General features: G+C 70.2%; 21 protein-coding genes. 14 read left to right on the top strand and 7 right to left on the bottom strand.

Annotated features, from left to right (window positions below; all coding sequences use genetic code 11):
• The first annotated feature begins 24 nt into the window (after positions 1-24).
• Genes OHB21_RS25060 through OHB21_RS25075 form a run of 4 tightly spaced genes read left to right on the top strand, consistent with a single transcriptional unit; the run spans position 25 to position 3,927 of the window.
• Positions 25-990: an ABC transporter substrate-binding protein gene (locus OHB21_RS25060; protein ID WP_067507026.1), complete on the top strand. Its 966-nt coding sequence runs from the start codon at positions 25-27 to the stop codon at positions 988-990.
• On the top strand, positions 987-1,958 hold the full coding sequence (locus OHB21_RS25065) for an asparaginase (protein WP_195125846.1): 972 nt from the start codon (positions 987-989) through the stop codon (positions 1,956-1,958). Before OHB21_RS25060 ends, OHB21_RS25065 begins: the two co-directional genes overlap by 4 nt.
• On the top strand, positions 1,955-3,163 hold the full coding sequence (locus OHB21_RS25070; RefSeq protein WP_067507021.1) for a M20 family metallopeptidase: 1,209 nt from the start codon (positions 1,955-1,957) through the stop codon (positions 3,161-3,163). The genes OHB21_RS25065 and OHB21_RS25070 overlap by 4 nt, the downstream gene beginning before the upstream one ends.
• A gap of 20 nt (positions 3,164-3,183) precedes the next feature.
• Positions 3,184-3,927 carry a GntR family transcriptional regulator gene (locus tag OHB21_RS25075; protein ID WP_067507019.1) on the top strand — a complete coding sequence of 248 codons (744 nt, stop codon included), beginning with the start codon at positions 3,184-3,186 and terminating at the stop codon, positions 3,925-3,927.
• Positions 3,928-3,995: 68 nt separating this feature from the next.
• Here OHB21_RS25075 and OHB21_RS25080 read toward each other — a convergent pair whose 3' ends face one another.
• Both OHB21_RS25080 and OHB21_RS25085 read right to left on the bottom strand, forming a co-directional pair.
• Positions 3,996-4,331, bottom strand: coding sequence for a hypothetical protein (locus tag OHB21_RS25080; RefSeq protein WP_067507017.1), 336 nt, complete (start codon positions 4,329-4,331; stop codon positions 3,996-3,998).
• A gap of 80 nt (positions 4,332-4,411) precedes the next feature.
• Positions 4,412-5,746 carry a lipase family protein gene (locus OHB21_RS25085; RefSeq protein ID WP_067507014.1) on the bottom strand — a complete coding sequence of 445 codons (1,335 nt, stop codon included), beginning with the start codon at positions 5,744-5,746 and terminating at the stop codon, positions 4,412-4,414.
• Between the two features lie 303 nt (positions 5,747-6,049).
• Between OHB21_RS25085 and OHB21_RS25090 the strand changes: the two genes are divergently transcribed.
• On the top strand, positions 6,050-6,790 hold the full coding sequence (locus tag OHB21_RS25090; protein ID WP_084537467.1) for an SCO6745 family protein: 741 nt from the start codon (positions 6,050-6,052) through the stop codon (positions 6,788-6,790).
• 81 nt (positions 6,791-6,871) lie between these two features.
• Here the strand turns inward: OHB21_RS25090 and OHB21_RS25095 are convergent, their stop codons facing one another.
• The 5 genes from OHB21_RS25095 to OHB21_RS25115 form a co-directional block, all read right to left on the bottom strand.
• Entirely contained in the window at positions 6,872-7,264 is a 393-nt protein-coding gene (locus OHB21_RS25095; RefSeq protein ID WP_067507011.1) for an ArsR/SmtB family transcription factor, read from the bottom strand.
• Complete coding sequence (locus OHB21_RS25100) at positions 7,264-7,920, bottom strand: SRPBCC family protein (RefSeq protein WP_067507009.1); 657 nt, start codon at positions 7,918-7,920, stop codon at positions 7,264-7,266. The genes OHB21_RS25095 and OHB21_RS25100 overlap by 1 nt, the downstream gene beginning before the upstream one ends.
• 94 nt (positions 7,921-8,014) lie before the next feature.
• Complete coding sequence (locus OHB21_RS25105; protein WP_195125847.1) at positions 8,015-13,015, bottom strand: DNA repair ATPase; 5,001 nt, start codon at positions 13,013-13,015, stop codon at positions 8,015-8,017.
• Positions 13,012-14,916, bottom strand: a complete 1,905-nt coding sequence (locus OHB21_RS25110; RefSeq protein WP_198161710.1) for a flotillin family protein — start codon at positions 14,914-14,916, stop codon at positions 13,012-13,014. Before OHB21_RS25110 ends, OHB21_RS25105 begins: the two co-directional genes overlap by 4 nt.
• On the bottom strand, positions 14,917-15,546 hold the full coding sequence (locus OHB21_RS25115; protein ID WP_067506998.1) for a hypothetical protein: 630 nt from the start codon (positions 15,544-15,546) through the stop codon (positions 14,917-14,919).
• Positions 15,547-15,836: 290 nt separating this feature from the next.
• Here OHB21_RS25115 and OHB21_RS25120 point away from each other — a divergent pair, with 290 nt between their 5' ends.
• From OHB21_RS25120 to OHB21_RS37615, 9 genes are all read left to right on the top strand, one after another.
• Entirely contained in the window at positions 15,837-16,211 is a 375-nt protein-coding gene (locus tag OHB21_RS25120; protein ID WP_195125848.1) for a hydrogenase maturation nickel metallochaperone HypA/HybF, read from the top strand.
• A 470-nt stretch (positions 16,212-16,681) separates the two neighbouring features.
• The gene (hypB, locus tag OHB21_RS25125) at positions 16,682-17,608 is read left to right on the top strand and encodes a hydrogenase nickel incorporation protein HypB (protein WP_407675258.1); all 927 of its coding nucleotides are present in this window, start codon (positions 16,682-16,684) and stop codon (positions 17,606-17,608) included.
• Positions 17,609-17,712: 104 nt separating this feature from the next.
• Entirely contained in the window at positions 17,713-18,768 is a 1,056-nt protein-coding gene (locus OHB21_RS25130) for an NADH-quinone oxidoreductase subunit B family protein (protein ID WP_067506991.1), read from the top strand.
• 12 nt (positions 18,769-18,780) lie between these two features.
• Positions 18,781-20,577: a nickel-dependent hydrogenase large subunit gene (locus OHB21_RS25135; RefSeq protein WP_067506988.1), complete on the top strand. Its 1,797-nt coding sequence runs from the start codon at positions 18,781-18,783 to the stop codon at positions 20,575-20,577.
• Between the two features lie 17 nt (positions 20,578-20,594).
• Entirely contained in the window at positions 20,595-21,503 is a 909-nt protein-coding gene (locus OHB21_RS25140; RefSeq protein ID WP_195125850.1) for a NifU family protein, read from the top strand.
• Entirely contained in the window at positions 21,500-22,129 is a 630-nt protein-coding gene (locus OHB21_RS25145; protein ID WP_067506978.1) for a DUF5947 family protein, read from the top strand. The genes OHB21_RS25140 and OHB21_RS25145 overlap by 4 nt, the downstream gene beginning before the upstream one ends.
• Positions 22,129-22,770, top strand: coding sequence for a DUF6084 family protein (locus tag OHB21_RS25150; protein WP_067506975.1), 642 nt, complete (start codon positions 22,129-22,131; stop codon positions 22,768-22,770). Before OHB21_RS25145 ends, OHB21_RS25150 begins: the two co-directional genes overlap by 1 nt.
• Positions 22,767-24,263 carry a hypothetical protein gene (locus OHB21_RS25155; RefSeq protein WP_228791444.1) on the top strand — a complete coding sequence of 499 codons (1,497 nt, stop codon included), beginning with the start codon at positions 22,767-22,769 and terminating at the stop codon, positions 24,261-24,263. The genes OHB21_RS25150 and OHB21_RS25155 overlap by 4 nt, the downstream gene beginning before the upstream one ends.
• Positions 24,264-24,275: 12 nt before the next feature.
• Complete coding sequence (locus OHB21_RS37615; protein WP_407675017.1) at positions 24,276-24,395, top strand: DUF6893 family small protein; 120 nt, start codon at positions 24,276-24,278, stop codon at positions 24,393-24,395.

The following is a 24,395-nucleotide window of genomic DNA, read 5'->3' on the forward strand; positions in this document are numbered from 1 at the left end:
CATCCATCACACGGAGGTTGTCCCATGTCCAGATCGAAGGTCAGGGGTGTCGCCGCGGCGCTCGCCGCCGCGCTCGCCCTGCTGTCCGCGTCCGCGTGCGCGAGCGACACCGCCGGGAGCGAATCCGACACGCTCACCGTGGGTTTCGTGGTCGACCCGTCGTGGGCGCAGATCCCGGTGGCCCAGCGCGGCGGCGCGTTCGAACGCCACGGCGTGCGTGTCGAGGTGGTCAACTTCTCCACCGGCGTGCAGGCGTTGCAAGCCTTGCAGGGCGGGCAGGTCGACATCGCCACCGCCGCCGACGTGCCGTCGGCCAGTGCGCTGGCGAAGTCGCCGGAGCTGCGCGTGGTGGGCGACGGGTCGCGGTGGACCGGGTCGCGGATCGTCGCCCGGCCCGGTATCGCTGATCTGAACGCGTTGGCGGGCAAGAAGATCGGCACTCCGCTGGGCACGAGCGCCGCCTACTTCGCGGCCAGCGCGCTCGACAGCGCCGGCGTGACCGCCGAACTCGTGCAGGTCGCCCCGTCGGCCATGACCACCGCCATCGCCAAGGGCGACGTGGACGCGGTCTCGATCTTCCAGCCCTACCAGGCGCAGGTGATCGACGTGCTGGACGGCACGGGCGTCGAGATCGACGTCCCCGCCACCGGATACCGGCAGCACAGCCTCTACCTCGCCGCCGCCGACACCGCCCAGCGCAAGGCCGACGCGTTCCGGAAGTTCTTCGCCGCGCTCACCGAAGCGGGCGCGCAGTTGACCGCGCACGAGGAGGCCGCCACCGCCGCGGTGGCCGAGGCGACCGCGCTCGCGCACGATCTGGTCGGAAAGGTGTTGCGCGAGTTCGACTTCACCCTCCAGCTGCCGCCCGATCTGGCCGCGAAGCTGACGACACTGGCCGACTGGGCGCGCGCCAGGAACTACCTCGATCCCGGGGTGCCGCCCGTGGACTACGCCGCCCGGCTCGACGCGTCCGCGCTGGCGGAATCATGAGCGCGGTCACCCTTTTCGCGCTCGGCGGCACCATCGGCATGCGGGTGTCGGGCGGTCTCGCTGTGCCCGCGCTCGATGCCGCCGCCATCGCCGATCTGCTCGGCCCGGACCACGGGGTGGCGGCGGTCGACGTGGCGCGGGTCGGTGGGTCCGAGGTCGACTTCACCCACTTGCGCGCGCTGACCGAGGCCATCGCCACCGCGCTCGCGGGCGGCACGGCGGGTGTAATCGTCACCACCGGAACGGATTCCATCGAGGAGACCAGCGCATGGCTCACCTACACCGGCCCGTGGCCGGTGCCGGTGGTGGTCACCGGATCGATGCTCCCGGGCGGCGAACCCGGCGGGGACGCACCGGCGAACCTCGCCGCCGCCCACGCGGTCGCCACGAACCCGGTGACGACCGAGCCCGTGGTGGCCTTCGCGGGCAAGGTCTGGCTCGGCAGCCGCGTGCAGAAGGTCTCGGGCACCGGCGTGGAAGCCTTTGCCACACCGGGACTTACACCGCTCGGCGGCGTGCTGAACGGCGTGGTGCGGTCGTTCACCCCGGCGCCCGCCCCGGCCCGCCCGCTCGGCCCGGCGGGGGATGCTCCGGCGCGCGTCCCGCTCCTGGTCGCCGCCCTCGGGGCGGACGGTGACGTCGTGAAGTACGCCGCGGAGAACGCCGACGCTCTGGTGCTGGCGGGCAACGGCGCGGGCAATCTGCCACCGGCCCTGGCGGATGCGGCGGTCGAGGTGGCCGCGTCCGGCACGCCGGTGGTGGTTGCCACCCGCGCCGCGGACGGCCGCACGAGTCCGATGTACGGATATCGCGGCGGTGGGGGAGTGCTCGTCGAGTCCGGCATCCTGCTCGCCGACCGCATGAGTCCGCACCAGGTGCGCGTCTTCCTCACCCTCGCCGTGTCGCGCGGCCTGTCCGGCGCGGCGCTGCGCACCGCCCTTCTCGACCACCTGGAGTCCCTGTCATGACCACCGTCGGAACACCCCGCCTGATCACGCACACCGCCGCCGAACTCACCGCACTGCTCGTGCCCGCCGGGCAGCCGTGGTGTGAGAACAGTCTCGACGGCCCGGCTCGTCCACCGGAGGAGACGCGAGCGGCCCGGTTCATCGAGCCCTTCCTCGCCGAACTCGGCTTCGACACCCGGCTCGTCGGCCGCACCGAGACGCGCGCGAACCTGGTGGCTGCCAAGGTGTTCGGTCCGGGCCCGACCCTGTTGCTCAACGACCATCTCGACACTTACCCGGCAGGACCGCCGAGCCGCTGGACCAAATGCGCCGATCCGTTCGCCCCCGTGGTCGAGGACGGGCGGGTGTACGCGCGCGGAACATCCGACACCCGGGGCAATCTCGCGACGCTGCTGCGCGCGGTGGCCGAAGTGTGCGCGGACCCACCGGAATCCGGCACCCTCACCGTCGCGCTCACCGCGGACGAGGAACGCAACGGCGTCGAGGGCGCGCTCTACCTGCTGGAGGAGCACGGACTCACCGCCGACGCCGCCATCACCGTCGAACCGACGGCGTGGACCGAGGGCGGGGCCACCGGCGTCGCGATCGCGACCAGCCACACCGGCCACGCGCTGCTCGACCTCGCCGTGCACGGCCGCTCCAGCCACATCTGGCGTCCCGACACCGGCGTGAACGCGGCCCACCTGCTGCTCGAAGTGCTCTCCGCGCTGCGCGACCTGCCCGACGGCTGGGGTGCGAGCACGGTCGGTCTCGACGCGGGGGAGCCGGGGATGGCGCAGTTCACGCCGTTGCGCGCGAGCGCGCGGGTCGCGATCGTCGGCCTCGGGCCGGACGTGACGAAAGCGCTTGTGCTCCAGCGTGTCACCGACATCGCGCGCGACCTCACCGGCGTCACCGCGACCGTCGACGTGCGGTTCGCGCCCGGCCCCACGTTCGTGCCGGGCACCGTCGCCCTGGACGCGGACGAGCCGATCGTCGCCGCGCTGCGCGACTCCTACACCGACCACGACCCGAGCCCCGCCCGCCTGTACGCGAAGCCCGCCTACTGCGACACGATCCGCTTCCGGCACGCGGGCATCCCCGCGGTGACCTTCGGGCCGGGCGACGATGGGTGGGCCGTCTACGACGAGAGCATCAGTGTGGCGGGCATGGAGTTCGCCGCCCGCGTGCTGGCCGGGGCGATACGGCGGTTCCTGCGCCGATGACGCGCGTATGCTCGGCGGCCATGACGCCACCGCCCGACCTCAGCCGCGCCCATCCGGGCCGCCGGCTGCGGTCGGACCTGGCGCGCCAGGTCGCCGACGTGCTGCGCGGGCAGATCGCGGCGGGCGCGCTCGGGCCGCGCCTGCCCGACGAGCCCGCGCTGCAACGCGAGTTCAGCGTGTCGCGCAACAGCGTGCGCGAAGCCCTCGACATCCTGCGCTCCGAGGGGCTGGTCGAGCGGTTGCCCGGGGTGGGCACGGTGGTGCGGATGCCCAAGTTCGCGCACACCGTCGACGCCATCCGCGGCCTGTCGGAATCGTTGCGCGAGCACGGGGCGCTGCGCAACGAGGTGCGCACCGCCGGACGGGTCCGGCCGCCGCGCAGCGTGGCGGCTGCGTTGCGGGCCGAGGGCGATGTGCTCTGCATCGAGCGGTTGCGCAGGCTCGACGGCGTGCCGATCGCGCTGGACCTGACCTATCTGCCGGTCGCCGTCGGCCTGCCGCTGCTCTCGGCCGACCTCGAGGACGAAGACCTGTTCACGCTGATCGAGCGCACTTCGGGCAAGCGACTGCGCGCCGACCAGGTGTCGGTGGACGCCGTCACCGCCGACGCGCCGTCGGCCCGGCTGCTGGGCGTGCGGACGGGCGCGCCGCTGCTGGTGCTGCAACGACTCACCCGGTTCACCGACGGCACGCCCGCCGACCTGGAGTTCGTGCGGATGCGCGGCGACCGCATCACGGTGCGGATGACGCCTGAGCGCAGTTAGAGGACTGAGCGCAGTTAGAGGACTGAGCGCAATTGGAAGCCTGAGCGCAGTGAGAAGCCCGAGCGCGGTTAGTTGAGCCCGGTGGAGAACTTGATGACGACCTTCTCCTCCGACACCTCTTGTACGGCCACGTCGAGGCCCTCGGCCTCCCTGGTCTCCCCGGCGGGGATGTTCAGCTCCTGGCCCGCGACCCGCAGCGTCACCAGGTTCCCCTGCACCGCAACGAGTTCCGCGTCCACGCCGAGGATGCTGGCCTTCGCGTCCACGCCGCGCGTGAACGTCACCAGGCAGCCGGACACATCGCATTCGCTCCGGGTGCCCGCACCTTCGATGGTGCACGCCACCGCGCCGAACGACGCGGACGCGGCGATGAGGGCGGCGGCTATGGCCTGTCGTACTCGCACGCCGACAGTCTAGGCCGAACCGTCGCGAATCGGACATCCCCGAGCCCCGGCGCGGGTGAGCGGCCCGCGCCGGGACCCCCTCAGCTGCCCGGGAAACCCGGGGGCAGCGGCTTGAAGTCCGCCTTGAACTTCGGGCCGGGCGGCAGGCCGCGCAACAGCGCGCTGGTCCAGGCGACGCCCGGAATCCAGCCGGTCGTGGCGTTCACGATGTGCTCGGGGACCGGCACCGTGTAGAAGCGCAGATCCGCCCCACGCGCCCAATAGGATTCGACGGTCGGCAGCACCGTCGACGGCGGGATCAGCTCGTCCCATACGCCGTGCCACCACAGCACCGGCGTGTCGGGGATGTGCTTGCCGAGGCTGTTCTCGTCGAGCACCCGCAGGATCTCCGGTTCGGTCTCCAGCGACTTGCCCGGGAGGTAGTACTCGCTGACCGGGCGGTAGAAGCCGGTGAGCGCGGCGGTGTAGACGCAGCGGTTCTGCACGTCGTGCACGAGTTGGATGCCCTCGGGGGTGAGCAACTCGTCCAGCTTGAACACGTCGGGGTACTGCTTGGCGAACGAGGCCAGGCCCAGCCACATGGTGAAACTGCTGAGGCCGGTGGCGCCCGGTTGCGGTTCGGTGGCGTAGCGCGCCAGATCCACCAGGTTGCCAGGCGTGCCGCCGGCGGTGGTGCCGAGCAGGTGCACGTCGGGGGCGTAGGTGCGGCGCAACTCGGCGGCGCGGAGCGAGGCCGACCCGCCGCCGGAGTAGCCGTACAGGGCGATGCCCGAGTCCGTAAGTCCCAGCGTCGCATCGTTTTTCACGGCGCGCAGGCTGTCGAGGACCATCTTGCCCTCGTCGTAGGTGTTGAACGTGTTGAACTTGCCGTCGAAGTCGGGGACGTTGATGGCGAAGCCCTGCATCAGCCAATACACCGCCAGCGCGGACTCTTTCATGGTGCCGACCTGCAACGTGTAGGACGGATTGCACGAGGAGTCGCTGGAGTCGATCGCCTCCTGGAACGAGAGCACCGGGCGCGGGCTGCCCTGCCAGGGGATGCCGGGGATGATCACGGTGGTCGCGGTGACGATCGGATTGTCGCGAAGATCGTTGGTGCGGTACAGGATCTGCTTGGTGTAGACCGGGAACGGCAGCCCGAGCAGTCGCGTCTGCACCTCGCGGGTGCGCACGATCTGGCCGGGCGCGTACGCGGCGAGATCGGCCGGATCGTCGTACCACGGGTCCCTGTCCGGCGGCAGGATCGGCAGCAGATCGTAGAGTTGCGGCTCGGACGGCAGCCGCGGCAGCTGGTTCTGGTCCGGCGGGAACGCGGGTGGGAACCCCGGATCCGCCCCCGCGGCGCCCGCGATCGATGCCGTCAGGCAGACCGACGTGCAGAGCACGGCCATCCGCCGACGCAGAGTCTTCCTCATCGAAGCACCTGTTCGTGTCGGATCGCGGCGCCCGGTGCGGCCGCGACTGACTCTCCATTCCACTGTCCGGGACATCGGATTCCTACCGCCACGGGACCAGAGAGTGCGCGGGCGGTTTGGCGGAGTGCACAAATCGGCGCGGCGGAAAGCCGCCGGTGCCGAGGGGTTCCGTACGGTGTACAACCCGCATAATGGACGCTGTTGGGCGAAGCCCACCCGAAACTCCGCGCACGGCCGGAGCGAAGGCGGAGGTACGCATAACGTGGTTGGCGGACACCAATGTCGGTGAAAAGGAGAGAGAACGTGTCGGTGGCGACGGCGGTCAAGGATCAGATCCAGCAACTGGGCGGGGCGTTCATGTTCTCCCGGGAGGCGAAGGCGTTCGGGCAGGCGTGCGGGGCGGACGCGTTCCTCGGCCCGTATGTGCGCGGGCGCGGCGGCGTGCTCGGGGAAGTGGACGCCGACGTGGTGACCGCCGCGTTCGGGTTCTTCCCCGGCGACACGATCCGCCCGGCGTGGGAGTCGGTGTCGATGCCGGCCGCCGACGCGGCCGTGGGCTATATGGAGGCGTGTCGCGAGTTCGGCCGTCGCAAGCTCGCCGATTTCGCCGATGCGCGGCAGTTGGCGGATCTGCTGGAGAAGGTGGCGGCGGCCGCCGAACCGGCCGGTGTGCCGCTGTTCGCCGGCTGGCGCGCGCTGCCGCTGCCCGAGGACGGCCCTGCCCGTCTGAGTCAGCTCACCCACGTGCTGCGCGAACTGCGCGGCGGCCTGCACCTGATCGGCGTGCTCGCCGCGGGCCTCACCCCGCTCCAGGCCGTCCTCATCTCCGGTTCCCCCATCAAGACCGGCCCGCAGCAGGCCGGCTTCTACGGCTACCCCGAACCCTACGAGGAAGTCACCGCCGACCACCGCGCCCGCTGGGAACAGGCCGAAGCCATCACCGACGCCCTCATCGCCCCGGCCTTCGCCGCCCTCACCCCCTCTGAAGCCACCACGCTCACCGACCTTCTTCCCAAGGCCCATGCCATCGGCCTGAGCCGCTGAAGGCAGGTCGAGATTGCCTGCGCGGCAATCCTTTCCGGCTGTAGCGAGGACCATGGTGTCGTGGCTGCGGTGCCCTCGTACTCAGGCCGGGCGGGCGTCCTCGCCGGAGTGGGTCCGCGGGGTCGCGCGGCGTTCGCGTTTGCCTCGGGCGACCTCGGTGGCGAGGGCGTCGAGGGGTTGGGTGAAGGGGGCGAGGGGTTCGGCGAGATGGGTGAGCCAGGCTCGGGCGATGTCCAGGCCGGACGGGGCGAGGGCGTAGAGGCGGCGGGTGCCCTCGGCGCGGACGGTGACCAGGCCCGCGTCGCGCAGCACCTTGAGGTGCTGGGAGACGGCGGGCTGGGAAATCGGGGTGTGCGCGCGCACGCTGTCCACGAGCGCGCCCGCCGGCTGCTCACCGGTCGCCACCACCTCCAGGATGCGGCGGCGGACCGGATCGCCCAGCGCTTCGAAGATCCGTGCGGGAGAAGCCGACATCAGCCCTGCTGATCGTCCTCGGGGACGGTCGTGTAGAAGACGATCGTCTGCTCGGCGGCGGTGTGCGCGGCCTCGGGGTCGTCACCGTCGGCGACGGCGGCGTCGGCCCAGCCTTCCGCGGCGATCCGGGTGAACCGCAAGCCGTCGGGGGTGGTTGGGAAGTTCATGCCCTCTTCCGGGTCGACGGCCGCTCCGGTCTCCAGGTGCACGCCCAGCCCCATCAGCGCCAGGTCCCAGCCCACGCCGACCGCGCCGGGCCCGTACTGCGACCAGAACTCCGGATCGACGCCCGCCTCGTGCACGAGTTCCAGCGCCGTGCCGCCCTCAGCGGGGGACAGGCCGACCTCCAGCCACGAGACCTGCCCGCCGAACTCCCAGGTCACCGCGAACCGCTCCGGCTCCTCGCAGCGTTCGACCGTGCCGCCGGCGTTGCCCTCGAGCTGGTATTTCCCGCCGACCTTCAGCTCCCCGCTGACGGGCAGGAACCAGCGCGGCAGCCGTTCGGCGTTCGTCAGCGCGTCCCACAGATCCGCCTGATCGGTCGGGTAGACCCGCCGCGCCACCGCGATCCGGGTCACCTCCCCGTCGCGCTTCCCGGTCCGCACCTCGCGCGTGACCAGCCCGGCCACAGCCACGGGATCGTTCACCCATGCCATCACAACCTCCTTTAATAAGTTTGAACTTATATTAGCGCGGAGGGGCCGGGACGGCACGCCAAAGCTCCGCGCGCCGCCCGGCCGGCGAAGGACCTCAGTCGGCGAATCGGGTCTCCGGCACGATGTCGTTCGCATGAGATTCCCGCCCCAACCCCCGGATCGCCGATTCGATGTTGTCGATCCGGGACGCGAGCAGACCGAGCGCCCCGATGGCGCGGACGAGGGGATCGTCCTCGGCCCCGCCGAGCGCCTGTTCGCGCAGGTACGCCGACTTCACCTCGGCCCAGCGCCGCGCGCGCTCGGCAGTGAGGCGCCCGCGCAGCTCGGCGAGCTTGAGCAGGTTCGCCTCGGCGCCGGCCGCGAGGGTCTGCGCCTCGCCGGTGTAGTGATCGTCGATGAGCGTCTCCAGCTCGGCGTCGTTCATCACCGGGACGATGCGCTCCGACAGGGCGTTCATATCGCGGTAGGAGCCCTGGAGGCGGAACGGCGGCTCGGTGCGGCTCGCGTCGGCGGTGGCCGCGGAGGCGATGTAGGCGCGGTTGGCCGCCAGCACCACCTCTTGCACCCGCAGCATCTTGCCCAGCACCGACACCGCATCGGACAGTTCGGCCGCCGAGTACGGGTGCGCGAGCTGATCGGCGCGCGCCGACTCATCCCCGTGCGCCATTCGCAGCAGCACGTCCAGATCGCCGCGCTCGCGCGAGGAGAGCGGCGCGAGAACGGGATTCGCGGTGAGCGCGTTCTCGAGGTAGCTGAGCGCGAACAGGTCGTCGCGTCCGGAGAGCACGTCGCCGAGATTCCACACGTCGGCGCGGTTGGCGAGCATGTCCGGGATGCGGAACCGCTTGCCCTGCTCGGTGTAGGGGTTGCCCGCCATACACACGGCGAACCGCTTGCCGCGCAAATCGTAGGTGCGGGTGCGGCCCTCCCACACGCCCTCCATCCGGCGCTGCCCGTCGCAGAGGGAGATGAACTTCTGCAACAGTTCCGGCGAGGTGTGCTGGATATCGTCCAGGTACAGCAGCACATTCGAGCCCATCTCGAGCGCGAAGTCGATCTTCTCCACCTCTTGGCGCGCCGTCGCGTTGGGGGCGTCGTCGGGGTCGACCGAACGGACGGCGTGCCCGAGGGCGGGCCCGTTCACCTTGACGAATACCAGCCCCAGGCGCGCGGCCACGTACTCCATGAGCGTGGTCTTGCCGTAGCCGGGCGGGGAGATCAACAGCAGCAACCCGGACTGGTCGACACGTTTGCCGTCGCCGGTCGCGCCGAGTTGTTTGGCGAGGTTGTCGCCGATCAACGGCAGGTAGACCTCGTCCAGCAGCCGGTTGCGCACGAAGCCGTTGGGTACCTGCGCCCGGTATTCGGCCAGCCGCAGGCGATCCCGTTCGCGGGTGACCAATTCCGTGCGCCGCCGCAGATAGTCGCGGAACCCCGGCACCCGCTCGGCGCGGAACCACCGGCAGCGGGCCAGCAGCTCGTCCAGCCGGAAGGTCAACGAGCGCTTGGTGATTCGCGGGTGAGTGCCGAGCAACCCCGGCACGGTGGCGTCGAGTTCGGCGGCGGAATCGTGGCGCGGCAGGTCCGCTCCGCACAACTCCACCGCGATCGCCTCGGCCAAGTGCGGAATCAGCGACGGGTCCGCGTGCCGCTCGGCGTAGGCCGTGAGCCAGGTGGTGACCAGCTGATGCCGCAGCGGTAGATCGGTGGCCAAGGAGCGCAGGTCACGCATGTAAGTGTCACGGCCCGAGGCGGTTTCGAGGTGGTTGTGGAAGCGGTCGAGCAAGGTGCGCGCCGCCCGCGCGGTGACGAAGCCGTCCGCCCCGTCGGCGATCTCCTCGAACAGATACTCACCGGCGAGTCCGCCGTCGACACCGAGTCCCAGCGCGTCGGCGAATGCACCGATAGCCGCGCCCAATTCGTCGCGCAACGCTACGACCGACGCCGTGGTGTCGAACAGCGCCCGCGCCCGCGCGAGCGAGCCGATCCGCGTGGCCCAGCGCTCCCGCGCGGCCGGCTCGCCAGCGCCGAAACGCCACCACAGCTGCGCGGCCGCCCTTTCCGCCGGCGGGTACCGCAACAGTCCCGCACCGGCGTGCAGGCGCAACAGTGCCCCGAGAACGGCGGCGGCGTCGTGATCGTGCACGCCGCGCTCGTAACCCTCGTCGTAGCGCTGCGCGGCGGTGGCCGTCACCAGGGCGGTCAGCTCGCCCTCGGTGAGTGCGGCAGTGTGCAGGGCCGCCAGCGACCCGTCCGCCTCGGCCTCGGCCAGCATCGAGGCCGCCAGGTACTCCGCCCGATACACCTCGGGCGTCTCCGATACCACCAACTGCGCCCAGTAGGGCGCGGTGTCGGCGAACTCCGCATCGGCAAGCGGCGCGCGATAGTCGGTCCCCGTGATGGTGTACGCGATCGAATCACCTTGTGGCACAAGGGCGAGATCGATCGGCCCGGTGGTGACCGCGAACCGGTGCCTGCCGAGCCGGATGGTCGCGCCTCCGTCGTCGAACAGATCCCGGCGGTCCCGCAGCGAGCGCGCCGCCTCCTGCCGCGCGGCCTTCAGCAACCCGTCGAGTTCCTCGGCGCGCACCGATTCCCCGATCGCGCGCAGTTCGCCGATCGCGGCGCGCAGCCGGGTGACCATCGGATCGGCGGCGAAGTAGGTGCCCACCTCGTCGGCCGAACCCATGCTCGCGCACCGGCGTTCGATGCTCGACAGCATCCGCCGCGCGGACTCGGCGATCCGTTCGGCCCGCCGCGAGCGCTCGTCCAGCAGCGCCTGCTTGCGCGCCGCGAACGCCTCGTACACCTCCTCGCGCTCGCCGGCCAGGCGGGCGGAGAAGTCGTCGAACTCGCCGAAGCGCGCGTCCAGGTTCTCGAGCGTCAGCAGCAGTTTGGCCAGCTGGTCGTCGCAGTCGTCGGGCGTGGTGGCCGTGGCGATCGCGCCGGTGACAGCCTGCCCGAGCAGGGCGAATTCGGCGGCGAACTCCGCGCGCCCCTCGGCGGCGGCCAGTTCGGTGCGGCGGGTCTCGAGCGTCGCCCGCGCCCGGTTGACAGCGGCCGAGACGCCGCCGATCTGCTCTAGGATGCGGGTGCGCACGGTGGCGTCGGCGATGTCGAGCGCGGCCACCACCTCGGTGATGGTCCGCAATCCCTCGGTCTGCTCGGCCAGCCACCGCTGGATCGGCTCGCTCTCGGCGACGCCCGAGATCTGATCCGCGCGCGTGGTCGCTTCGCCGATCTCGCGCTCGTAGTTCTCGAAAGCATCTGGGCCGCTGAGGAATTCGATCGCGCGGCGACCGGTGTCGGTGAGCGCGTCGCGCACCGTCCGTTCGAGTTCGTCGATGCGCGCGGTGTCGGCGTAGCGCAGCTCGCGCAGTGTCGACAGCGTGCCCTGCGCACGATGGAGTTCGGCGAGCAGGCGCACCCAGCCGTCGGCATCGGTGTGCGCGGCGGCGCGACCGGTGCGCACCAGCGTGCCGATCCCCTCGGCGGCCTCGTCCACCGCGGCGGCCGCCTCGGCGGTGCGCGCGGTGACCTTCTCGAATTCGTCCAGTACCTGCCCCGCCGTGTCGCGCAGCGCGGTGAGCGGTTCGGCGAGAGCGCCGAATTCGGCGTCGCCGAGCCAGTGGTGCTGGTCGGCGGCGCGGGTGCACGCGGCGATCAGCGCCTCGAACACCGGCGCGGCGGGCGCCATGTCCTCGACCATCCGGTTCAGCGACAGGCAGTCCGAAATGCCGCGCACCAGTTCGCGATTCCCGACCCGCGCCAGCGGCCCGGCGCCCGCGGGCCGCGCGGCCTCGTACTCGTCGGACCGGAACGGCGTGCGCCACACCTGCATCGGATGCACCCGCGTGGGCTCCTCCGACAGTGCGCGGAACACCACCATCGTGCCGTCGTCGAACAGTGAATAGCCATGGCAGACCAGGGGATTGGCCACCTGCTTGCGTATCACGTGGTAGGGCAGCAGCAGCGTGCGGCCCTCGGCGCGGGCGTGGAAGACGTAGAGCACGTCCTCGCCGCCCGCCGCGTGGATGGTCCGCTCGTACTCCAGATCGTCGATATCGGTGTCGAACGTCTTGTGCGCGCCGGTGCTCAGATAGTAGCCGCCGGGGAAGAGGATGCCCTGGTCGTCGGGCAGCAGGCGGCAGGCGCGGCCGATGCCGTCCAGCCGCACCACGCTCTTGGTGCGCGTGTTGAAAACCAGGTGCCGCCACCGGGTCTCGTTGTAGGGGAGGATGCGCAACAAGATCAGCGGGCCGATCCGCGCGTACCGGATGTCGGCGTCGGCCAGGCTCTGCAACGGCTCGTCCACCGGCTCGGAGTACACTCCCTCGCCGGTCTCGGTGTTGTTCTCCAGCTTGATGGTGAGCGTGCCGCCCAGCGTCTCGACGAACACCTCGCCCAGGATGTTCAGGTGCGGACGCCGACCGGGCACCTGGTCGTCGCGGGTGGTCTCGATCCATTCGAACTCGTGCGCGGGCGGGAACACGTGATCCTGCTCGCCCCGGTTGTCCAGGTAGCGCACGGTGCCGTCGGGCTCGGCCTGCCAGCGCAGCACTTTGATGTCGTCGGTGCGCTGGCCGGTCTGGAAGACGGCGAGCAGCCGCGCGTCCACCCACCGCAGCTGCAGCAGCTTCGTTCGCGCGTAATATCGGTAGAGCTCGTCGAAATCGCGGCGGAACCGCGGATCGTCGAGCAGATCGGCCGAATCCGCCTCGGCGAAACCGAATTCGGTGCCCTCGGCGTGGAACCGGCGCAGCGCGAACACGTCGCCGACCTCGGTCTGCGGCTTCATGCCGATGAAGACGTTGTAGCCGAACATCATCCGCCCGTCGGGCAGCGCGACGATATCGCGCGGCACGCAGTTGTTGGCGGTGCGGACGCGTTCGGTGCCCAGCAGCGTCAGCTCGATGCCGCCGAACTCCTCGACCCGGCGGTCGTTGAGATCCTCGCAGCGGCGGGCGAGTTCGGCGGCGTGCGCGCGCAGGCGAGTGCGCAACACGTCGTAGGTCGACCCTTCGAGGGCGGAGTCGGCGGGCGGGGCGGCGACCGCCCCGCCCGTCTCCTCGCGCCGCGGTGGCGCTTCGCTCATGTGGTCAGGCTGACGTCGTCGGCGGCCGCATCACCCGCCGCGTGCCCGCCGGAACCGTTGCGGGTGAGCAGGGTGCCCACCAGTTCCGTTGCCGCGGCGCCGGTTTCGGACTGGAGCAGCTTGTCGAGCCCCTTGCCCAGCCCGATCGCGCCGACCAGGCGGTCCAGGAATACCGACTCGCCGCCGACGATGTCGATGTTCGCCTTCTCCAGCCCGGCGGCCAGCACCATGGCCTGCGCCTCGGCGACCTCGCGGTGCGCGCTGACCTTGGCCAGCTCGACCTCCTTCTCCAGCTCCAGCCGCAGGCGGTACTCCTCGTGGTCGCGGGTGGCGTCGTCCAGCGCCGCCATGGCCCTGGCCTTCTCCTCGAGCCCCTCGGCCTCGCCCTTGAGCTTCTCGCGCAGGCCCTCGGCCTCGGCCAGGCTGCGCTCGCGCAGGCCCTGGGCCTCGGCGACGGTCTTCTCCCGCAGCGCGGACGCCTCGGCGCGGCCGACCTTCTCGATCGCGTCGGCCTCGCGCTCGCGCACCTGCGCCTGTCCGAGCCCGTAGGCGGCGGACTCGGCCTGCGAGGCCTCGGCCAGCCGGATCTTGGCGCGCGCCTGCAACTCCGCGGCCTGCTGTTCGGCCTCGGCCAGCGTCAGCGATTCCTTGGCGCGGAACTTGGCCGCCGCGTCGGCCGCCTCGGCCGCCTTGATGTCCTTGACCAGGTGCTCCTGCGCGTCGGCCTCGGCGCGGATGATGATCGCCTGGCGCTCGCGCTCGGCCGCCTCCACGGCGCGCAGCCGGTTGATCTGCTCCTCCTGCTCGGCCACGGTCTTGTCCACCGCGACGCGTTCGCGCACCACCTCGGCGACGGTGCGGCGCTCGGTCTCCACCTCGCGCTCGTTGGCCATCCGCGCCAGCGCGACGGCGCGGTCCCGGTCGGCCACCTCGAGCTGGCGGTCCTTCTCGATGCGCTCGGACTCGATGGCGATCACGCGCTCGCGGTTCTTCTCCGCGACCGCGATCTCGCGCTGCTTGTTCTGCTCCTGGATGCCCAGCGCTTCCTCGGTGCGCAGCGCCGCGGTGTTGGCCTTGAGATGCTCCTCGGCCTGCACGCGCAGGATCTCGGCCTCCTCGCGGGCGCGCAGCGTCTCCACCTCGCGCCGCTGCCGGTTCTCGGCGTCGGCCTGCTGGCGCTCCAGCGCCAGCACCGCCTCGCGCGCCTCCACGTTCTGGCGGGTGATCTCCTTCTCCTCGTTGCGGCGGAACTCGTTGGTGCGCACGTGTTCCAGCGCGGTGAGCTCGGTGATCTTGCGGATGCCCTGCGCGTCGAGGATGTTCTGCGCGTCCAGCTGCATCAGCGGGGTCTGCTCGAGGTAGTCGATGGCGGCGTCCTCGAGGCTGTAGCCGTTGAGGTCGGTGCCGATGACCTGAATGATGCGGTCGCGGAACTCGTCGCGGTGGGTGTAGAGGTCGACGAAGTCCAGATGTTTGCCGACGGTCTTGAGACCCTCGGAGAACTTGGCGCTGAACAGCTCCTGGAGCGTGGACTGGTCGCTGGCGCGCTGGGTGCCGATGGCCTGGGCGACCTTGATGACGTCCTCGACGGTCTTGTTGACCCGGACGAAGAAGGTGATCCGGATGTCGGCGCGGATATTGTCGCGGCAGATCAGCCCGTCGCGGCCGAGGCGGGCGATCTCGATGGTCTTGACCGAGATGTCCATGAACTCGGCCTTGTGCAGCACGGGCAGCACGACGGCGCCGGTGAACGTCACGTCCACCTTGCGCATCTTGGAGATGATCAGCGCACGCCCCTGCGTCACCTTCTTGAACAGGCGGCTGACCAGGAACAACCCGGCCAGCGCCACCAGCAGGACGACGGCGATGAGCACGCCGAGTCCGATCGCGATCGTGGACATTCAGATCCCCTCTGTCGGGGCCACCCAGAACGTCTCGGAGGCCCGGTCGTAGTCGTAGACGACGGCGGAGTCCCCGTGTTTCAGGGGAGCGGTCGCGGCGTGCCGTTCGGTCTGGCGCACCTGGATGATGGCCGACGAACCGTCGGCGGAGACGAGTTCGGCCTGCCCGAACTCCTCGTCGACCCGGCCGGTGCGGATGACGCAGATCCGGCCGACGAAATCGGTGTGCGAGGGCGCGGGCTGCTCGCGGAAGAAGCGGCGCAGCGGGATCACCACCAGGCGGGTACCCGCGACGGCCGCGATCAGCGCCAGCGGCACCACGGTGATCGCCGCGGCGACGGCCACCGCACCGCCGAGGCCCGTCGCGGCGAGGGCCACCGTGCCGACGAGGCTCGCGAACCAGGACAGCGTGACCAGCCCGCTGACCGCCACCGTCACCGGTACGCCGCCCAGGCCCAGCGCGCCCAATCCTGAAGCGGTGGAGGGTGATTCGCCGCTCACGTCGCCGTCGAGGATGTCGATCTCCGTGCCGCCGACCAGCACGAGCAACCAGTACGCGATCACCACGACCAGCGCGAAGGTGAACAGCACGGTGGGAAACGACAGCGTGGCCGCGACGAATTCACCCATCGGCCCGCGCGCTTCCGGCGCGGACGAGCCCGTTGCTTGCCATGACCAGACCACCCTCCCGTTGTGCTCCGCGTCCCGCGATCGGCGCGCATGCCCGTCCCGAACGTCGATCGCGTGGATCCCCCGACCCACTTGAAGGATGCCGTAAAGATTTCTGGACCGCAACTGATATCGGTGCTATAAGCCCGCTGCGGGGCGCGTTTGCGGGGAGTTCGCGAGTCGCCGGTTCCGGGGCGCCCGGGGGAGTAGGCTGCGAAGACGGCGTAGGTTCTCGACAGCCCGGGAGCACTGTGCACGAGATGGCGATTACGCAGAGTGTCGTCGATGCGGTCTGCGAACACGCGGCGGGCCGCACCGTGTATCGCGTCGTGCTCGAGGTCGGCGCGCTGTGCGCCGTGGTTCCCGACGCGATGGACTTCTGCTTCGAGTTGGCCACCGAGGGCACGGTCGCGCAGGGGGCACTGCTGGACATCCACACCGTCGCCGCGCGGGCCCGATGCCGTTGCTGCGACAGCGAATTCGAGGTGGCGGGCTTTATCCTGCTGTGCCCGTGCGGCAGCGCCGACGTCGAGATCGCCGCGGGGCGGGAACTCCGAATCCGGTCGATGGAAGTGAGCGAACAATGTGCGCCACCTGCGGATGCGAAGGCGATGGACCCGCGCTGATCACCGTGCCCAACGCGCGCGGTGCACGCGCGGGTCGGCCGGGCGGTGCCGGCGAGTTCGGCGATGCGCGGGCCGGCGCGGGGGAGGGGCACGCGCACTCGCATCCCCACGAGCACGTCGATGCGGAGGGCCGCGTGTACACGCACGAGCATCCACACTCGCATGATCACGCACACGACCACGGTGCCGAGCACGAGCATTCGCACCCGCATCAGCACGTCGACGCGGAAGGGCACGTATACTCGCACGACCATCCCCACTCGCACGGCCACGCGCACGATCACGCTGCGGGACAAGAGTTTTCGAGCGAAGGCGCGCAGGCGGCTCCACACGGTGACGTCCACGCCCACGCACATCCCCACGAACATGTGGACGCCGAGGGCCGCGTGTACTCCCACGAACACCCGCACACCCACGACCACGCGCACGATCACGGAGATGGGCACGCCCACTCGCACCCGCACGAGCACGTGGACGCGGAGGGCCGCGTGTACTCCCACGAACACCCGCACACCCACGATCACGGGCACGAGCACGGCGAGGGCGGCGCCCCCGAGCACTCGCACGGCCCCGAGCACTCGCACGGCCCCGAGCACTCGCACGGCCCCGAGCACTCGCACGGCCCCGAGCACTCGCACGGCCACGAGCACTCCCATGCCCCCGAGCACTCGCTCGACCATCCGCATTCCCACGCTCACGAGCGCTCACAGGCCAGTGACCACTCCCACGACCACACGACCACCCTCACCCTCGAACAAAAAGTGCTCGCCAAGAACGACCGGCTCGCCGAGGAGAATCGCGCCTGGCTGCGCGAGCGCGGCATCCTCGCCCTGAACGTCACCAGCTCGCCCGGCGCGGGCAAGACCACCTTGCTCGAGCGCACGATTCGCGATCTCGGCGACCTCCCGATCGCCGTGGTCGAGGGGGATCAGGCCACCCTGCTGGACGCCGAGCGCATCGAGGCGACCGGGGTGGGCGTGGTGCAGGTGAACACCGGCGCCGGGTGCCACTTGGACGCCGAGATGATGCGCCGCGCGCTGGACGCGCTCGACCCCGCCCCGGGCACGCTGCTGTTCGTCGAGAACGTCGGCAACCTGGTCTGCCCGGCCCTGTTCGACCTCGGTGAGCGCGCCAAGGTGGTGGTCATCTCGGTCACCGAGGGCACCGACAAACCGCTGAAGTACCCGCACATGTTCGCCGCCGCCGAACTGGTGCTGGTGAACAAGATCGACCTGCTGCCCTACGTCGATTTCGACGTGGCGCGCTGCGCCGAGTACGCCCGGTCGGTGCACCCGGGCGTGCGGATCATGCCGGTATCGGCCACGACGGGCGAGGGTCTGCCCGAGTGGTACGGCTGGCTGACCGGTCAGCTAACGCCCGGCGTCGTCCGGGCTTGAGGTGCCGACCCCGCACACCTAGACTGATGTGATCGAGATCACAAGAGGCCCGATCATCACTCAGCCCAGGTCGGACCCGTCTCCGCTGCGGAAGGTGGCATCCGATGCCCACTCGAGAAGCAGTCGAAGCCGAGGAAACGTTGATCCACGTCCTGTGGATCAACGCGGGACTCAGTTGTGACGGCGATTCGGTAGCACTCACCGCCGCCACCCAGCCCAGCGTCGAGGAAATCGCGCTGGGATCGCTACCCGGCTTGCCCAAGATCGCCGTGCACTGGCCGCTCATCGATTTCGAGTGCGGACCCACCGGTGGCGCCGACGACTTCCTGGCATGGTTCTTCAAAGCCGACCGTGGCGAATTGGACCCGTTCGTCCTCATCGTGGAGGGCTCGATCCCCAACGAGCAACTGCACGACGAGGGCTACTGGTGCGGCTTCGGCAACAACCCTGCGACCGGTCAGCCGATGACGACGAGCGAATGGCTCGATCGGCTGGCGCCGAAAGCGACCGCCCTGGTCGCCGTCGGCACCTGCGCTACCTACGGCGGCATCCACGCGATGGCGGGCAACCCCACCGGCGCGATGGGTGTGCCCGATTACCTCGGCTGGGACTGGAAGAGCAAGGCCGGCATCCCGATCGTCTGCGTGCCCGGCTGCCCGATCCATCCCGACAACCTGTCCGAGACGCTCACGTATCTGCTCTACATGGCCACCGGCCAGGCCCCCATGATCCCGCTGGACGACGCGCTGCGGCCCAAGTGGCTGTTCGGCGCGACGGTGCACGAGGGGTGTGATCGCGCGGGCTACTACGAGCAGGGCGATTTCGCCGAGAACTACGGTTCGCCGAAGTGCATCGTCAAGCTCGGCTGCTGGGGTCCGGTCGTGAAATGCAATGTGCCCAAACGCGGTTGGATCAACGGCGTGGGTGGCTGCCCGAACGTGGGCGGCATCTGCATCGGCTGCACCATGCCCGGTTTCCCGGACAAGTTCATGCCGTTCATGGACGAACCGCCCGGCGGCAAACTGTCCTCGACCGCCTCGGGCCTGTACGGCTCGGTGATACGCAGTCTGCGCCACATCACCGGTCGCACCGTGGACAAGGAGCCGCGCTGGCGGCACAAGGGCCAGAAGCTGGAATCCGGCGCGACACGCACCTGGTAAGGGAGATATTCGATGACCGCGATCATCCCCGAGCCGTCGCACCGCACGATCGATCCGGACCACCTGGTGGAGATGGCGTGGGACCCCATCACCCGGATCGTCGGCAGCCTCGGCATCTACACCAAGATCGACTTCGCCAACCGGCAGGTGGTCGAGTGTCACAGCACCTCGTCCATCTTCCGCGGCTACTCGATCTTCATGAAGGGCAAGGACCCGCGCGACGCCCATTTCATCACCAGCCGCATCTGCGGCATCTGCGGTGACAATCACGCGACCTGCTCGTGTTACTGCCAGAACATGGCCTACGGCGTGAAGCCGCCGCACCTGGGCGAGTGGATCGTCAACCTCGGCGAAGCCGCGGAATACATGTTCGACCACAACATCTTCCAGGAGAACCTGGTCGGCGTGGACTTCTGCGAGAAGATGGTCTCCGAGACCAATCCCGGCGTGCTGGCGCGCGCCGAGAACACCGAGGCGCCGCACGCCGGCGAGCACGGCTATCGCACCATCGCCGACATCATGCGCGCGCTCAACCCGTTCTCCGGCGAGTTCTACCGGGAGGCGTTGCAGGTCAGCCGGTACACGCGCGAGATGTTCTGCCTCATGGAGGGCAGGCACGTGCACCCCTCCACGCTGTATCCGGGCGGCGTCGGCACCGTCGCGACGGTGCAGCTCATGACCGACTACATGTCGCGCCTGATGCGGTACGTGGAGTTCATGAAGAAGGTCGTGCCCATGCACGACGACCTGTTCGACTTCTTCTACGAGGCATTGCCCGGCTACGAGCAGGTCGGCCTGCGCCGCACGCTGCTGGGCTGCTGGGGCTCGTTCCAGGACCCGGAGGTGTGCAACTTCGCGTACAAGGACATGGAGGACTGGGGTCGCCGGATGTTCGTCACGCCCGGCGTGGTGGTGGACGGTGAACTGGTCACCACGTCGCTGGTGGACATCAACCTCGGCATCCGGATCCTGCTCGGCAGTTCGTATTACGACGACTGGACCGATCAGGAGATGTTCGTCGAGACCGATCCGCTGGGCAATCCGGTGGACCGCAGGCACCCCTGGAACCAGCACACGAATCCCCGGCCGCAGAAACGCGACATGGACGACAAGTACAGCTGGGTCATGTCCCCGCGCTGGTTCGACGGCACCGATCATCTCGCGCTGGACACCGGCGGCGGGCCGCTCGCGCGGCTGTGGTCGACGGCGCTGGCGAAGTTGGTCGACATCGGGTACGTGAAGTCCACGGGCCGCAGCGTCGAGATCAACCTGCCCAAGACCGCGCTGAAGGGCCCGGTCACCCTGGAATGGAAGATCCCGGCGCACGGCAGCAACACGATCGAGCGCAACCGCGCCCGCACCTACTTCCAGGCCTACGCGGCGGCGTGCGCGCTGCACTTCGCTGAGCAGGCGCTGGCGGAGATCCGGGCCGGGCGCACCGATACGTGGGAGCCGTTCGAGGTGCCCGACGAGGGCATCGGCTGCGGGTTCACCGAGGCCGTGCGCGGTGTGCTGTCGCACCACATGGTGATCAGGGACGGCAAGATCGCGAACTACCACCCGTATCCGCCCACCCCGTGGAATGCCAACCCGCGCGACAGCTTCGGCACGCCGGGCCCGTACGAGGACGCGGTGCAGGGGCAGCCGATCTTCGAGGAGAACGACCGCGAGCACTTCAAGGGCATCGACATCATGCGCACCGTGCGCAGTTTCGATCCCTGCCTGCCGTGCGGGGTGCACATGTACCTCGGCGACGGCGTGGTGCTCGACACCGTGCACTCGCCGACGCAGACGCTGACCGCGCAGTGACGGCGGGAGGTCGAGTCGTGCCGGATCGCCCGGGTGAACGGGAGGCGGGCGGCGAACAGTGGCGCGGTGCGGGTGAGCGCATCGACACCCTGCTCGACGCGTGCGCCGCGGGCGGCCCGGCCGCCCGCGACCGCGCCGAGCGCCTCGTGCGCGAGGTCGTCGGCCTCTACGGCGCCGGTCTGGCCCGCGTGCTGGACCGGCTGGACCCCGGCGTGGTCGACGAGCTGGCCCGCGACGATCTGATCGCGAGCCTGCTGCTGGTGCACGGCCTGCACCCGCACGACGTGCGCACCAGGGTGGCGGGCGCGCTCGACAGCGTGCGTCCCTATCTCGGGTCGCACGGCGGCGACGTCACGCTGGTCGACGTCGCCGACGGGGTGGTCCGGCTGGAGCTGGCGGGCAGCTGCCGGACCTGCCCGTCCTCGTCGGTCACGCTGGAGTTGGCGGTCGAGGACGCCGTCCGGGCCGCCGCGCCGGAGATCGAGACCATCGAAGTGGTTGCCGCCGAACCGGATTCGCCCGGCGGGGTGATCCCGGCGGAATCGCTGTTCGCGCGTGTGCACCCGGCCGAGGCGCACGCGGGCAGCTGGATCGCCGTGCCCGAACTGGCGGACCTGGCGCCCGGTGAGGTCGGCGGGTTCACGGTGGGGACGCTGGTGGTGCTGGCCTGCCGGGTCGGCGACGACCTGTTCGCCTACCGGGATCGCTGCGCCGCCTGCGGGGAGTCGATGGCGGGCGCGGCGCTGCACCGCAGGCCGGGACATCCGGTCGGCGACGCCGTACTGCGCTGCCCGCGCTGCCGCGCGCACTACGACGTGGTGCACGCGGGGGCGCGGCTGGACGGCGACGAGCACTTGGAGCCGTTCCCGGTGCTCACGCGCTCGGGTGCGCTGTCGGTGGCCGTGCCGGTGGAGGTGGCCGGATGACACGGGGTTTCGGCGCGCTGCGCCGCATCGCGACCGGCGATCCGCCACCCCTGGCGGTCGAGGAGCGCTGCGAGATGTGCGCCGATCCGATCGGCGCGGCGCATTCGCACGTCGTGAATCTCGAAGGCAGACAACTGATGTGCGTCTGCCGGATGTGCTATCTGCTGTTCACCGACCAGAACGCGGAACTGCGCTACCGGGCCGTGCCGGACCGGTACGTGTCCTTCCCGGACTGCGTGATCACCCAGGACGAGTGGGACGCGCTACAGATTCCGGTCGGCCTGGCGTTCTTCTTCACCAACTCGGCGCTGGGCCGCACGGTCGTGTTCTATCCCGGACCGGCCGGGGCGACGGAATCCGAACTGCCGCTGGATGGTTGGCACGCGATCCTGGCCCGGCACCCCGAGCTGGACATCCTCGCCGACGATGTGGAGGCGCTGCTGATCCGCATGCCGGAGCGCGGGGGCGAGGGCGCCTGCCTGCTGCTGCCGATCGACGCCTGTTACGAGTTCGTCGGCCGGATGCGCCTGCTGTGGCGCGGATTCGACGGCGGCGCGGAGGCCAGGGCCTACCTGGCGGACTTCTTCGCCTCGATGTCGGCGCGCGCCCGCCCGGAGGTGGCGTGATGCCCGCGTACTCGATGACGTTCGCCGTGTTGGAGATCCGGCCCGAACCCTACGCCGCCGGCCCGGTGCTCTCCGCACGGGTCGGCATCGCCGCGCTGGGGGAGGAACCGGTGCACGCCATCGCTTTACGCGCGCAGGTGCGCATCGAACCGTACCGGCGCTCCTACACGGACGAGGAGGGCGCGGGCCTGGTCGACCTGTTCGGCCCGCGGGAGCGCTGGCAGGAGACGCAGAAGTCGTTCCTCTGGATGCACTGCGCCACCATGGTTCCCGGCTTCTCCGGCGGCGCCGAGGTGGAGCTGCCGATGCCGTGCACCTACGACTTCGAAGTGAGCGGCTCGAAATACCTGCACGCCCTGAGGGAAGGGACGGTGCCGCTGGTGTTCCTGTTCAGCGGCACCGTTTTCATCAAGGGGCACAGCGGTTTCGCGGTGCAGCAGGTCCCGTGGGACCGGGAGGACAAGTTCGACATGCCGGTCTCGGTGTGGCGGGACCTGATGGCCGCGCACTACCCGAACGCCGGCTGGGTGCGGCTGCACCTGGAGACGGTGGAGGCGCTGGCCGCCTACAAGTCCTCGCACGGCCTGCTCGGTTTCGACGACGCCGTGAACCGCCTGCTCGCCCAGGAGGAGGTGCGATGACGGCCGCGCTCGCCCGTGCCCGCGCCGTCGCCGACGCGGTGCTCTACGAGGGCTATCTGCTCTACCCGTATCGGGCGGATTCGCGGAAGAACCGCTCGCGCTGGCAGTTCGGTGTGCTCGGACCGGTGGGTGCGGCCGAGGCCGGGGTGGGGGAGGAGCCCTCGCTCGAGGGGCAGTGCGTGGCGCGCGCGCAGGCCGGCGCGACGCTGACGCTCACGGTGCGGTTCCTGCAACTCCAGCGCCGCGCGGTGGAGCGTGGCGGGGAACCGGTGCCGGAGTTGGTCATCGGGGAGACCACGTGGATCAGCTGGGACGAAACCGTCGAGCGGGAGCTGGTTTTCGGACCGGTGCCGATCGCCGACGCCGCTTTCCCAGTGGTCGCCGAACCGGGCCGCGATGTGGAGGAGTTGCCGGGGGACGCGCGGATCGTGCGCACGCGGAGTGAGGTGACCGGTGAGCTGACGTTGACCGTACATTCCGAAGGTTCGTATCAGCGCGTCGCTGTGTCGTTGCGCAACACGGGCATTCTCCCCGAGCCCACGGACAAGTCCACCGCCGCCGCGCGGTCGTTGCTGGGCGCGCACGTGATCGCCGAAATCCACGACGGAGCCTTCATGTCGCTGCTCGACCCGGAACCCGCTGCCGCCGAAGCCGTTACGCATTGCACGCAGCACCGCTGCTTCCCGGTGCTCGCCGGACCGCCCGGTGACCACGGCGTGGTGCTGGTCTCCCCGATCATCCTCTACGACCACCCCGAGATCGCCGAGCAGAGCAAGGGACCCCTGTTCGACTCCACCGAGATCGACGAGATCCTCACCCTGCGCGTCATGACGCTCACCGAGGACGAGAAGGCCCGCGCCCGCGCCACCGATCCGCTCGCCGCGGCCGTCATCGACCGCTGCGACAGCATGACGCCCGAGGAGATGCGCGCTTTGCACGGCGTGCTGCGCGATCCGGAGCGCCGCGTGGCGGCGACCGTCCCGGTAGCTCCGGGTGGCGCGGCCACCGACGGTCTGCCGCCCGGTGATCCACCGGACTTCGTGGGCGAGCACTTCGACATCGCGGCGTTCGGTCCCGACTCCGAGGGCGTGGTGCCGCCCGAATCCGGACTCGTCGAGGGTGAAACGCCCTCTCGTGCCGAGGAATCCGCGCCGGTGCGCCTGGTGCCGGAGGTCCCGCCCGACGTGGATTGGTGGGATCCGGAGGCCGACGGCGCGGTGCGCCCGGAATCGGACGCCGTCACGGTGGGCGGTGTCGCGGTGCGGCGCGGCAGCCGGGTGCGGCTGCACCCCTCGCGCCGCGCGGACGCGCACGATCTTTTCTACGACGGCCGGGTCGCGACTGTCGCGTCCGTGCACGCCGACGTGGACGGCGAGACGCACGTGGGCGTGGTCATCGAGGACGATCCGGCGGCCGACCTGCACGCGTGGTACGGGCGCTACCTGTATTTCGCGCCCGATGAACTCGAACCGATCGTCAACGGCGACAAGTGAAAGGAGCGGGTCATGGAAGTAGTGGGTGTGGTGGCGACGGTTGTCGTCGGCCTCGCCGTGGCCGCCGGGGCGTACCTCGGGCTGCGGTCGATCCCCGATCTCCGGCGCTACCTGAAGATCCGGCACATGTGA

It is taken from the genome of Nocardia puris, assembly GCF_036051655.1.
GTDB classification, from domain to species: Bacteria; Actinomycetota; Actinomycetes; order Mycobacteriales; family Mycobacteriaceae; genus Nocardia; species Nocardia puris.